The 12531-nt window shown below is 77.4% G+C and carries 8 protein-coding genes; 3 read left to right on the top strand and 5 right to left on the bottom strand.

All coding sequences use genetic code 11. The features are described from left to right. The first annotated feature begins 47 nt into the window (after window positions 1-47). The 3 genes from ACFXDE_RS00555 to ACFXDE_RS00545 are packed head-to-tail and all read left to right on the top strand — an operon-like array spanning window position 48 to window position 3471. Window positions 48-1613, top strand: coding sequence for a glycosyltransferase (locus ACFXDE_RS00555; RefSeq protein ID WP_380489341.1), 1566 nt, complete (start codon window positions 48-50; stop codon window positions 1611-1613). 8 nt (window positions 1614-1621) lie between these two features. Then, on the top strand, window positions 1622-2659 hold the full coding sequence (locus ACFXDE_RS00550) for a glycosyltransferase family 2 protein (RefSeq protein ID WP_380489338.1): 1038 nt from the start codon (window positions 1622-1624) through the stop codon (window positions 2657-2659). Next, complete coding sequence (locus ACFXDE_RS00545; protein WP_380489335.1) at window positions 2656-3471, top strand: polysaccharide deacetylase family protein; 816 nt, start codon at window positions 2656-2658, stop codon at window positions 3469-3471. The genes ACFXDE_RS00550 and ACFXDE_RS00545 overlap by 4 nt, the downstream gene beginning before the upstream one ends. 28 nt (window positions 3472-3499) lie before the next feature. Here the strand turns inward: ACFXDE_RS00545 and ACFXDE_RS00540 are convergent, their stop codons facing one another. The 5 genes from ACFXDE_RS00540 to ACFXDE_RS00520 are packed head-to-tail and all read right to left on the bottom strand — an operon-like array spanning window position 3500 to window position 12393. Then, entirely contained in the window at window positions 3500-4360 is an 861-nt protein-coding gene (locus ACFXDE_RS00540) for a family 16 glycosylhydrolase (protein WP_380489332.1), read from the bottom strand. Then, window positions 4357-4800 carry a hypothetical protein gene (locus ACFXDE_RS00535; protein WP_380489329.1) on the bottom strand — a complete coding sequence of 148 codons (444 nt, stop codon included), beginning with the start codon at window positions 4798-4800 and terminating at the stop codon, window positions 4357-4359. Before ACFXDE_RS00535 ends, ACFXDE_RS00540 begins: the two co-directional genes overlap by 4 nt. Then, window positions 4797-6707: a glycosyltransferase gene (locus ACFXDE_RS00530; RefSeq protein ID WP_380489327.1), complete on the bottom strand. Its 1911-nt coding sequence runs from the start codon at window positions 6705-6707 to the stop codon at window positions 4797-4799. Before ACFXDE_RS00530 ends, ACFXDE_RS00535 begins: the two co-directional genes overlap by 4 nt. Then, window positions 6704-9358: a phosphotransferase gene (locus tag ACFXDE_RS00525; protein ID WP_380489324.1), complete on the bottom strand. Its 2655-nt coding sequence runs from the start codon at window positions 9356-9358 to the stop codon at window positions 6704-6706. Before ACFXDE_RS00525 ends, ACFXDE_RS00530 begins: the two co-directional genes overlap by 4 nt. Further along, the gene (locus ACFXDE_RS00520; RefSeq protein WP_380489323.1) at window positions 9355-12393 is read right to left on the bottom strand and encodes an HAD family hydrolase; all 3039 of its coding nucleotides are present in this window, start codon (window positions 12391-12393) and stop codon (window positions 9355-9357) included. The genes ACFXDE_RS00525 and ACFXDE_RS00520 overlap by 4 nt, the downstream gene beginning before the upstream one ends. Window positions 12394-12531 lie beyond the last annotated feature (138 nt).

Genomic DNA, 12531 nt, shown 5'->3' with positions numbered 1-12531 from the left:
ACCTTTCCCGAACCTGCCCAGCCCCGGCGGCACCGCGAGGAGGAACGATGCGCGGCACCAGGTGGCCCGGCGCCACGACGACAGGCGCCACCACGGCAGATGCCACGACCTGTGGCACCACGGCAGGCGAAGGCGCCCGGTCCGGGACCGCCCCCGGGGCGAGGACCGGCGCGGTGCTGTGCCGGCCCGGCCACGTGCTCGACCTCGAACTCGGCCTCGAACCCGACGCCGAACCCGACCGCGTACCAGGCCCCGGACCCGACGCCGAACCCGACCGTGTACCGGGCCCCGAACCCGACGCCGAACCCGACCGTATACCGGGCCCCGAACCCGACTCCGGCCCCGCGGCGGACTCCGGCCCGGCCCGCCTCCGGACGCCCGACGGCAAGGGCGCCACCGGGGCCTCCGGCCGGGCCCTGGCCCTGGTCAGGCTGCACGGCCACCCGCTCGGCCTGGTCGGCGCGACCGCCGACGCCCCCGGCGCACTGCTCCCGGCCCTCACCGCGGCCGCCCGCCGGGAACTCGCCATCCCGATCGGCCGCCACCTCGCGGCCGACCGGACGCGGCCCGCGAACGGCCACGGCCCCCGCGCCCCCCGAACGTCCGCCCGCGTCCTCCATCCATGCCTCGCGGCCCGGGCGGACACCCTCCTCGACGCACCGCTGATCAGCGTGGTCGTGTGCACGCACGACCGCGCCGGGATGCTGCGGGACTGCCTGGACTCCGTCCTGCGCGTGGACTACCCGCGGTTCGAGGTCGTCGTGGTGGACAACGCGCCGCACAGCGAGGCCGCCGCCCGCCTGGTCCGCGAGCGCTACCAGGGCCGGGTCCGCTACCTGCGCGAGCCGATCGCCGGCCTGGCCCGGGCGCGCAACCGCGGACTGGCCGTCGCCGCGGGGCAGTTGATCGCCTACGTCGACGACGACATCGTCGTCGACCGGGCCTGGCTGGCCGCGATCGCCGAGGCCTTCGCCGGCTCCCGGCGGACCGGCTGCGTGACCGGGCTGATCCTGCCCGTCGAACTGGTCACCGACGCCCAGGCCGCCGTCGTCCGCCACGCGGACTTCGACAAGGGCTTCGCCCGCCGGCGGTGGTCCCTCGCCGACCCGCCGCCGGACCCCCTCTTCCCGTTCACCGCGGGGCGCTTCGGCTCCGGCGGCAACATGGCCATCCGGGCCGACCTGCTGCGCGCCCTCGGCGGCTTCGACCTGGCCACCGGCCCCGGCACCCCGGCCAGGGGCGGCGAGGACCTGCTCGCCTTCTTCCGGGTGCTGGCCGCCGGGCGCGAACTCGTCTACCAGCCCGACGCCGTGGTCTGGCACCGCCACCGCCGCACGGAGGAGGCGCTCGCCGTCCAGGCCTTCGGGTACGGCAGCGGCCTCGGCGCCTACCTGACCGCCGCCGCCCTCCACGAGCCGCGGCTCCTGCCCGCCCTGCTGCGCCGCCTGCCGCGCGGCGTCGCCCTCGCCCTCGGCCGGGCCCGCGCCCGGCCGGCCGCGGACGAGGCCTGGTCGTGGCGGCTCTCCCGGCTGGAGCTCCAGGGCCTGCTGTACGGGCCGCTCGGCTACCTGGCCGCCGTGCACCGGGCCTACCGCGACAACCGGAGGGGCTGACGGGCACCATGGCCGACACCTCCCGCCGGACCGCCGCGAGCACGGACGCGCAAGCGCAAGCGCACGCGGTCGCGGCCGCCGCGCCGAGCCTGTCCGTGGTGGTCTGCGCCTACACCACCGAGCGCTGGGACGACCTGTGCGCCTGCCTCGCCTCGGTCGCCCGCCAGCACCGGCCCGCCGACGAGGTCGTCCTGGTCGTGGACCACTGCCCCGAGCTCGCCGCCCGCGCGGCCGAGGGCTTCCCGTCGGTCCGGGTCGTCACCAACGGCGAGTGCCGGGGCCTGTCCGGCGCGCGCAACAGCGGGGTGCGCGCGGCGCACGGCGAGATCGTGGCGTTCCTGGACGACGACGCCGCCGCCGAACCCGACTGGGCCGACCGCCTGCTGGCCGGCTACCGCGATCCGCGGGTGCTCGGCGTCGGCGGCCTGGTGCGGCCCTGGTGGGAGGCCGGGCGGCCGGCCTGGTTCCCGCCGGAGTTCGACTGGGTGGTCGGCTGCTCCTACCGCGGCCTGCCCGAACGCCCCTCCCCGGTACGGAACTTCATCGGCGCCAACATGTCCTTCCGGCGCTCCGAGGTGCTCGCGGCCGGCGGCTTCCGGACCGGCCTCGGCCGCGTCGGCAAGCGCCCGCTGGGCTGCGAGGAGACCGAGCTGTGCCTGCGCCTGGCCGTCCGCCGCCCGCACGGCCTGCTGCTGTACGAGCCGTCGGCGGCCGTGCGCCACCACGTGCCGGACACCAGGACGACCTGGCGCTACTTCCGGTCGCGCTGCTACTGCGAGGGCCTGTCCAAGGCCGCCGTGGCCGGCCGGACGGGCGCGGGTCCGGCCCTGTCCAGCGAACGCCGCTACCTGCGCTCCACCCTGCCCCGGGCCGTCCTCCGGGAGGTGCGGGCGGGCGGCGGCCGCGGGCTGCGCACGCTCGGCGCCCTGCTCGGGGGCGTCTCGGCCGCGTCGCTCGGGTACGCGGTCGGCTCGCTGCGCCGGCGCGTGCGCCCGCACGGCGACCGGCCAGTCCGCGGCGCCGCGCCGGGCGGGAGCCCGCCGTGAGCGCCGTCCCCGTGTTCCTGTACCACTCGGTCGCCGACGACCCGCCGTCCTGGATCGCGCCGTTCACCGTCTCCCCGCGGGCCTTCGCCGAGCAGCTCGACCGGATCGCCGACAGCGGTCTGACCGTCGTCCCGCTGCACCGGCTGGTCGCGACCCTGCACGGCGGTCCCCGGCTGCCCCCGCACGCGGCCGTGCTGACCTTCGACGACGGCTTCGAGGACTTCTTCTGGACGGTGGCCCCGCAGCTCGCCGACCGCGGCCTGCCGGCCACCCTGTTCGTCACCACCGGGGCCGTCCACCCGCCCGGCGGCGCGCCGGAGGGCAGCCTGCTGCCGCCGGCGCCGATGCTGACGTGGCGTCAGATCGCCAACCTGGACGTCCTGGGCGGGGTCGAGATCGGCGGGCACAGCCGCACCCACGCCCAGCTGGACACCCTGTCGTGGGGTGCGCTGGACGCCGAGATCGGGTACTGCAAGCGGCAGTTGGAGGAGGTGCTCGGCCACGGGGTGGACTCCTTCGCCTACCCGCACGGCTACTCCAGCGCCGTGGTGCGCCGCCGGCTGCGCGAGTACGGGTGGTCCTCCGGGTGCGCGGTGCGCGACGCGTTCAGCTCGGCCGCGGACGATCCGCTGCGCATCGCCCGGCTGACCGTCCGGGCCGACACGGCGCCCGAGGTGTTCCACCGGTGGACCCTCGGGCAGGGCGCGCGGTTGGCGCCGTACCCCGAGTCCGTCCGCACCAGGGCCTGGCGGGGCTACCGCCGGCTGCGAGCGGGGCTCGGGCGCCCGGTCGGCGGTCCGGCCGGGGCCTGAGGGGAGCCGGCCGAGAGGGCCGGCGGGCTCAGTGCTGCCAGACCCGCACCCACTCCACCTGCATCTGCGCCGAGTCGACCGAGGCCGGCGGTTGGTCGGGGACGCCGACGGCGAGGCTGAGCAGCACCTCCATGGCCACGTCCGGGATGTCCGCCTTGTCGGTCATCCAGTACCGGGCCTGGCCGTCGACCAGCCAGGTGAGGGAGTCGGCCTCCCAGTCGAGCGCGAAGACGTGGTACCCGGCCGGGAAGTCCAGCGGCCCGTAGTGGCCGGCCGAGGACAGGTCGGCGCCCTTCGGGCCCGCCCAGTGCACGGACATCTGGACGTTCCGTGACGTCCCCAGGAACTCCGCCACGTCGATCTCGGGCGGGGTGACGCGGGTGACCGGCGACAGCCAGAACGCGGGGTAGACGCCCTGCTCGGCGGGGATGCGGACGGCGGCGGCGACGTAGCCCCGGGTGAAGGTGAAGCGCGGGGTGCCGTTCCAGCTGTCGCGTCCGGTGGAGACCATGCCCGAGGTCCACGGGTACGTCCGGCCGTCGGACCCGGGGGTCGTGGCGCGCTCGGCCCGCAGGGTGAGTGCGCCGCCGCCGACGGACACCTGGCCGGGCTGGTACCACTCGGACTCGCGGTTGCCCGCGTTGGTGCACCCGTTGTTGTTCCAGTCGTAACAGGTCACCCAGCGCGACGAGTCGAGCGTGGACCCGCCGAACTCCTCCTTGAAGACGAGGTGCCAGGACCCGGGGGCGTCCGGCCGGGGGGCCTGGCCGGCGGAGCAGCCGGCGGTGGCGGCCAGCAGGACGAGCAGTCCGGCGCCGGCCGCCCGGCCGGCCCGCAGGGCGCGGCGGTGCCACGGATCGCGGTGGCGGGACGCGGTACGGAGCCTCATGTCGGTGGCCTCCCTTCGGACGGCCGGTCCGCGGTGGGCGCCGCCGCCCGCCTGCGGTGCCGGACGGCGGCCGGCACCAGGACCGTCAGCGAGGTGATCAGGGCGACCGCGCCGACGGCCCGCGCGGTGCTGATGGACCGCGTGAAGAAGAAGACCTCGGCGACGACCGTGTCGATCGCGACGCTGAACGCGACGGTGAGGACGACGGCTTCGAGCGGCTCCCGGCGGCGCCCGGCGCGCACCGGGTGGGTCAGGCGCAGCGCCGCCGCGCCGGGGCAGAGCAGCAGGAAGGAGGCCGCGACGACGGCGCGCAGCGGCAGTAGGGCCGCGGGCAGGGTCGTGGCGGCGAGGGCCACCCAGCCGGACACCGCGAGGACGGCCTCGGCGGGCGGCAGGCCCGCCGGGAGGCGGGTGAGGGCGCGGACCGGGAGGCGGGTCACGGCCGGCCTCCGTGCTGTTGCGGCCGGGGCTGCTGCGGCTGCTGCGGGTGGGGCTGGATCTCGGGCGCGTTGTGGTCGACCAGCTCGTACACGACGGCGTCGGAGTTGCGGAACACCGGGGAGAACAGGTGCGAGCCGTCCACCGCGGCCTCCAGCCGGGGCACGGTGTCCGCGGGCAGCACGCCGGTGATGTAGCACTCGGCGGTCTGGGCGCGGTTGAGGACGAGGTACACCGGGCCGGGCGGGGCGGCCAGCGACACGGCCTGCTCCAGGCCCGCGAGCGGGTCCTTCACCAGGAGCCCGCGATTCTCCAGCTGGTTCCAGGCGATCACCACCCGGTCGTGCTGGTCGTAGTCCTTGTCGATGTCCGGGACGTTGTTGGTGACCGTCACGACGAGCGAGCCGGCCGGCGCCGTCCGGTACAGGAACTCGGTCGCCGCGACCTCGCGGGAGGTGAAGGACTCCATCATCTCCTTGCCGTAGTAGCCGAACACCAGGCCGCCGAGGAAGGCCAGCAGGAGCGCGAACGAGGCGGCGGCCCGCAGCCGCACCCGCCACCGCGCGGGCGCCCCGGCGCGCAGCACCAGCGCGGCGACCAGCATCGCGGCGGCGGGCAGGGCGAACAGGTAGGAGCGGAAGATCATCTCGCCGCCGTAGCTGTTGAGCGCCGGCATCGGCATCGGGGCGATCAGCAGGTACGGCAGGGCCGTCCGGCGGGTCCAGGGCCGGCGCAGCAGCGCGACCGCGGCCAGCAGCACCACGGCGGCCGACAGCCCGCGGTCCACCCAGGCCAGGAGCACCTGGCCGGGGGCGGGGGAGCCGAGCCCGGTCAGCCACGTGGGGGCGTTGGCGTCCGGCGAGGCGATCGCCGCGACGAAGCTGCGCAGGTTCGCCGCGATGTACGGGCGGGCCGCGGTGGCCAGCCAGACCGCCTGCAGGACGACGGCGCACGCGAGGACGGGCAGCACGACGCGGCGGTTGCGGCGGGGGAGCGACAGCGCGGCCAGGAAGACGATCAGCATCAGCGGGGTGAGCTGGTGCGAGGTGACCAGGACCGCCACCAGCAGCAGCACCATCAGGAACCGGGCGGGCCGCCAGCCCTCGCGCACCGCCGCGGCGCCGGCCGCCCCGGCGGGCGGCGGGTCGGCCGGCGCGCCGGGCGGCCGGACCGGTGTCAGCTGCTTGAGGACCATCGCGAGCACGGTGACGAAGAGCAGGAACCCGAAGGTCTGCGGCGCGAAGTAGTCCTGCCCGATCCACATGCACGAGAAGAAGATCCACACGGCCCCCCAGACCAGCCGCCAGTCCCGGGTGATCGTGCGGTAGAGCAGGATCAGCGGGCCGATCAGCAGCACGTCGGCCACCGGCGTGGCCCAGTGGGCGTAGCCCATCGCCGACGGCAGTCCGGTGGCGCGCAGGAGCAGGCCGTTGACGACGAAGAAGCCCGGCCACTGGTTGTAGATGTCCAGCCAGCCCGGCCGCGGCACCGGGCCGCCGTGCCGCAGGAAGGCGTCGACCACCTCGACGTGCTTCCACGCCCACGAGTACCGGACACCGGGGTAGAGCAGGCTCGGGGTGGCGTGCACGATCGCGATGAGCCCGACCACGTACGCCGCCGACCACGCGTGGCTGAGCCGGGGGCGGCGCAGCTGGACGGCGAAGCCCAGGGTCAGCAGGCCGAGCGCGACCCAGAACAGCACCGGCAGCACCTCGATCAGCCCGAGGTCGTCCATCCGTTCCAGGTGCACGTGGCGCAGCGACACCAGCCAGAGCGCCATGGCCACCGGGAGGGCGCCGCGCGTGACGAGCGTGCGCACGGACGGTCGTCGCGGCCCGGCCCCGGCCCCCGCCGACGGCGGGCGGTCGGTGCGGACGCCGCGGGGCGCGGGCGCCGCGGGCCTGGTCATCCCGGCCACCGGGCCGGTGCGGCCGTCGCGCCGGTGTCCTTCAGGGCCGCGCCGGTGTCCTTCAGGGCCGTGCCGGTGTCCTTCAGGGCCGTGCCGGTTTCCTCCAGGGCCGCGCCGGCTTCCTTCAGCACGGGGACGACGTTGGCGCCGACCCACCAGTGGCTGCGCCCGTACCGGGTCGACTTCTCCAGGTTCGAGGCCACGTGGCAGAGCCAGGCCAGGAGCGGGAGTCCGACGCCGCCGGGGGGATCGTCGAACCCGGCGGCGCGCAGCAGCCGGAGGTCGGCGGGCGGGAGGGAGCCCGTGCGGACGGCGTCGGTGACCAGGGCGCCCCAGGGGCGGCCGGACAGCTGGGCGCGCAGCGCGATGACGAAGGTGCACGCGTCGACCTCGGCCGGGCCGTTCGGCCGGGCGCCGCCCCAGTCGAGCACTCCGGTGACCCGGGTGCCGTCCTCGCCGAGCAGGACGTTGCCGGGGGCGAAGTCCCCGTGGAACCACGCGACGGCGGTCGGCCGGCCGGTCAGTTCCCGGTGCAGCAGCTCGACGAGGGCGTCCAGGTGTTCGGCCCCGGGGCCCGCGCGGCACCAGCCGATCCGTGCGGACAGCAGGGCGCGGCGCGGCTCCACCCAGTCGTCGAGCCGGTCAGTGAGGGGCTCGGTGCGCCCGGTCGCCCGGTGCAGCTCGGCCAGGGCGCCCAGCGCGGCGGCCGCCACCCGGGGGGCGTGCTCGGGGAAACGGGCGAGGTGTCCGTCGGCGGTGACGCCCGGCAGCCAGTCCTGGGTGACCAGGGGCAGCGGCCCGTCGAGGCGGCGGGACACCGGGCGGGGCAGGAGCCGGCGCCACTCGCCCAGCCGGGGGTCGGCGTCGAGCCGGCGCAGCACCTCCCACTCGCCGGCCAGGGTGGCGACGGCCGGGGCGCTCCGGGGGTGCTTGACGGCCAGCGGCGGCGTGGCGGTGCCGTCCAGGCGGAACACGAGCACGTCCGAGCGGCCCTGGGAGCTGTGGTGGGCGGTGGCGCCGCGGGCGGGCCCGATCCGGCGGGCGAGCCGCCGGGCGGTCAGGCCGTCGACGGGCCGGTAGAGCAGGGCCGGGCGGCGGATCGGCAGCAGACCGGCCACCGCGAGCCAGGCGGCGGCGGCCGGCCCGGCGGGCGTGGGGGTCTCGGCCGGGGCCGTCTCACGGGTGCGGGTGGGCAGCCACCAGGAGCGGCGCCAGAGCAGGGCCCCGGCCACCGCGCACTGCGCCACCAGCCAGGCCAGCCCGGCGCCCGCGACCCCCATGGGCGCCAGCAGCAGCACCGTCAGCCCGAGGGCCAGGACGGCCTGCGCGGCCAGGACGGCCAGGACGACCCGCAGCCGCCGCCGCACCCGGCAGGCCGCGACGGCGACGGCGACCACCAGGTTGGGCAGGGCCGAGAGCGCGAGCAGCCGCAGCGTCGTCGTTCCGGCTCGGGCGTAGTCGGGGCCGAACACGGACAGCACCCAGGGCGCGGCCACCGTCGCCGCCAGCACCGCGGCCGCGAGCACGGCCCCGCTGTGGCGGAGCACCCGCCGGCAGTGGCGCAGCAGCTGTTCGGCGGCGTCGGGGGAGTCCGCCGGGCTGGTCGCCTCGACGATCAGGGAGGCGCTCATGTTGATCGCGAACTGGTAGAGCGCGTACGCCACCAGCCAGGCGATCGAGAAGTAGGCGCCCGCGGCGGCCCCGAGCCGGCCCAGCACGATGAGCGGCGGCAGCGTGGTGGCGGCCAGCCAGCACAAGGAGCCGGTCCAGTCGGCGGCCAGGTAGGCGGGGGAGGGGGCCTGCCGCGGTGCCCCGGCGGGCGGGCCCGTGCCCCCGGCGGCCCGGCGGACGTGCCGGGGGATGGCGCGGCAGACGATGAAGGTGTTGGTGAACAGCACGGAGAAGGCCAGCCCCGCGCCCCAGGAGCCGAGGATCGCGGCCCGCGCGCCGGCGGCGGCGAACAGCACGAGCAGCAGCAGCTTCACCGTGGCGAACAGGGTGTTCTCCAGGACCACCCAGTCCGCGCGGCGCAGTCCGGTCAGCACCCCGTCCTGGACGACGAACAGCGCGTACGCCGCGGTGGCGGCGGCGAACCCGGCCGCGACGGGCGGGGAGCGCAGGAAGCCCAGCCCGGGGGAGAGCCGCGGGACCAGCAGGACGAACCCGGCGCCGAGCAGCAGTCCGCAGCCCGCCGCCGCGAGGTAGGCCCGGCCCACCAGCCGTCCGGTCCGGCGCCCGGCCGGCGGGACGAAGCGGATCATGGTGTTGACCAGGTTGAGCTGCCCGACCCCGCCGAGGAACATCATCGCGGAGACGGCGGCGAAGCCGGCGCCGACCGCGGCGGGCGTGAACAGGCGGGCGGCCAGCGCCCAGTAGCCGGCGCCGACCCCGGCGGTCACCAGCGAACTGGCCGTGAGCAGGTGTCCGTTGCGCAGCAGCGGGTCGGACCGGCGCGCGGCCGTCCGTCCGCGGGCCGTGGCCGTCCGTCCGCCGGCTGCGTTCGTTCGCCCGTCGGTCGCGTCGGTCGCGTCGGTCGCGTCGGTCGCGTCGGTCGCGTCGGTCGCGTCGGTCGCGTCCGTCCGTCCGCCGGTCGTGGACGGGCGTCGGGTGGCGGCCGTGGGGGCGCCGGGCCGGGCTGCGGGGGTCTTCATCCGGGGCGCTCCCCGTCGGCCGGCCCGGTGCCGCCCGGAGGAGCGGCGGCGCGGACGCGCGCGGTGGCCCGGGCGAGTGCGGCGAGCCGGGGTGCCGCGCCGGCCCGTCCGGCCTCGGGCACGGCCAACAGGGCCAGCAGCGCGCGGACTTCGGGCGGATGTCCGGGCGCCCGGCAGTCCGGGCAGCCGCCCGGCCGATGGCCGATCAGCCGGCCCACGATCCCGGCGAGCCCGGCCTGATACGGGTGCCGGGCCGTCGGGACGCCCGCGGCGGCCACGGCGGGCGCCGCGTTCGCCGGGGCGGCGGCGCGCCGGGCCCAGGTGAGCAGCGGGAGGTCGGCGGCGGTGTCCCCGACGGCCAGCGCGGGGACGGCGGTCCCGTCGCCGAGCGCCGCCAGCAGGGTGCGCACGCCGCCGGCCTTGTCGACGCCGCGCGGGACGAAGTCCGACTGGGCGTCGCCGGTCACGACGGTGAACCGGGTCCCGTACGGCGGCCGGCCCAGCAGCCCGGCGACCGTCCGGGCGGGCAGCGCGGTGCGCCGCGGGCCGTCCCCGGCACTCGCGCGGAGGGACCACCGGGCGTACGGGTCGACGAAGACGCCCGGCAGTGCCGCGAGTCGGCGCCGCAGGCCGGTGGCGTCCGTCCCGCTGACGGGGTGGACGGCGCCCGTCCCCGCGTCGAAGGCCACCGCGCCGTACTCGGCGACGCCGCCGGCCAGCCGGTAGGCCGCGCAGCGGTCCCGCACCTCGGGCAGGGAACGGCCGGTGGCGAGCAGCACCCGGTAGCCGTGCGCGCGCAGGGCCCGCAGGGCGAGCATGCCCTGCGGCGAGGACGCGGGGAACCCGAGGACGTCCGACTCCAGCACCCCGTCGACGTCCAGGACGCACCAGGGGCCTTGGGGATCGGTGTCCAGATCGGCCAGATACGCGCCGGCGAGGAAGCGCTGGACGGCCGCCGCCTGCGCCCGCCGCTCGTGGGCGCGGACGAGGGGCGCGCTGGCCGGGTCCGCCGTCCGGGCCTGCCGCGCGGCGTCCCAGTTCTGGACCAGCCGGAGCAGGCACCAGCGCGCCGGGTCGATCCGGCGGCCGGTCAACTGCTCGTAGGCGGCGAGGAGTTCGGTCTCGGCGACGTGGGAGTGCGCGGGGCCGCCGGGCGCTTCGGTGACCGCGCCCGCGAGGTCGAAGGCCGCGTCGTAGGTCGCCAGGTCGAGGTTGCTGAACGCGCCGTCGGCGAAGCCGGTCTTCGTCCGCCCGCCGGTGCCGTCGGGGGGCCAGTGCCCGTCCCCGGTGCGGCCGTCGACGACGCAGGGCCGGGGTGCGGCCAGCAGGGACCGGGCCAGCGGGTACAGCAGGGCGGGGCGCAGGACGGGGTCGAGGCGGCCGCCGACGGGGGCCAGGATGCGGGCCGCGACCTCCCAGACCGGCTGGCGTCCGGCGAGCCCGAGGCTCCGGTCGGCAGGCACCGAGAGGAGCCGTTGGCGGGCCGCGACGTACCGGGCGACCTCGGCCGGGCGGGGGCGGCCGGTGCGGTCGGCGGCGGTGCCCGGCGCCGGACCCGAGCCCGGCCCCGGCCCGGGTTCGCCGGGCAGGCGGGCGCGCAGCAGGACGCCGTCCGCGAAGCCGTGGACCTCGGGCACCAGGCCGTCGAGCGCCCGGGCGACGGTCACGGCCTGCCGGCCGAGGTAGCCGACCCCCGCCCACTGGGCGACGAGGGGCAGGGCGCGCTCGCGGCCGTCGGCGCCTTGGACGTGGGCGGTCAGGGGGACGGAGAGGTGTGACCAGCGGGAGAGCGGGCCCGCCGTGCCGACCTCGGGCGCGCGGGCGGCCGTCCATCCCGCGCCCGGCGGCAGGTCGGGCGGCACGTTGCGCAGCACGTTGGGAAGCAGGCCGGCGAGCGCGGCCGCGCCCAGCCGGCGGCGGACCTCCCAATCCCCGCCGGGCAGCACGACGCACGGGTACCGCCGCAGGACGTCGGGCACCGGTCCGGCGTCCTCGAAGGTCGCGAACAGGGGGACGACGGCATCGGCGGGGAAGCCCGCGCGTTCTGCGGCTGCGGCGACGGCGGCGAGCGATCCGCCGGTGGCCGGCGGATCGTCGAGGAGGAGGACGGCGCCCGCGCCCTCGCGGACGGCGCGGACGACCGTCGCCCGGCCGGGCAGCAGCGTCAGTCCGGGCCGGGTGGTGCCGACCGTCACCGACCGGTGGCCGAGCCGGCGCAGCGCCGCGCCGGCCAGGGGCGCCAGGTAGCTGCCCGACGTGCGCACCCCCAGGACCAGGAGCGGCCGGTGCCGGGTGCCGTGCGGCCCGGTGAAGCGGCGGGCCAGCTCGACGGCGTCCGCCGGGTGCTGGTCGAAGCTGCGGAAGCAGGACGGCGGGCGCAGGTACTCCGCGCCGAGCAGCGCCCCGGCGCCGGGCAGCGCGGCGAGCCGGGCGGCGGCCTCGTGGACGGCCCGGACGAGGTCCGCGTCCGGGGTCTCGCCGTGGCCGTCCCCGTGGCCGTCCCCGTGGTCGTCGCCGTCGCCGAGGGGGCCGGGCTCCGGGGTCTCGCCGTGGACGTGGCTGTCGCCGAGGAGGCCGTCGACCACCGATCCGGCGAGCCGGTCGCGCAGCGTGGCCATCCCGTCGCCCCAGCGCCGCAGGCCGCGGCCGGGGGCGACCGACCGGAACGTCCCGGCGGACAGCGCGACGCCGAGGCGCGCGGCCCGGAGCGCCGAGCGCGCGGCGGGCCCGCGCGCCTCCGGGGCGAGGTGGTCCACCAGGCGCCGCGCGCCCCAGGAGGCGCCCTGGAGCCGGTCCTCGACGATCTGGCAGATCCCCGCGCTCAGCAGGAAGGCGTCGAGCAGGCGGGACGTGTCCGGGTGGGGGGTGGTGCGGCGGGACTCTTCGACGGCGGTGACCAGCCGGGCCGTCAGCTCGGTGACGTCCAGGTACAGATCGGCGGTGCGGGACGGCTCGTCGGAGCCGGAGCGCGGTGAGGACGGGCGGCTGGAACGTTCCGCCGTGGAGAGTGCCGCCGGGGCCTGCGCGTCACTCATCGTCGGGCTCCCGGAGTGGCTGGGATCCTCGTCTCCGGCGCGCGTCACCGGCGTGCGTCACCGAAGTGTCAGCGGTACTGTCTCCCATCCTTAGCCCGCCGGTCACCTTCAGTCAATACAGCGACGGCCAGTGGACCT

It is taken from the genome of Kitasatospora sp. NPDC059408, from assembly GCF_042751525.1.
Lineage (GTDB): Bacteria > Actinomycetota > Actinomycetes > Streptomycetales > Streptomycetaceae > Kitasatospora.
Note: the sequence above shows the minus strand (reverse complement) of the source record. Positions and strands in the feature narration are given on the sequence as shown.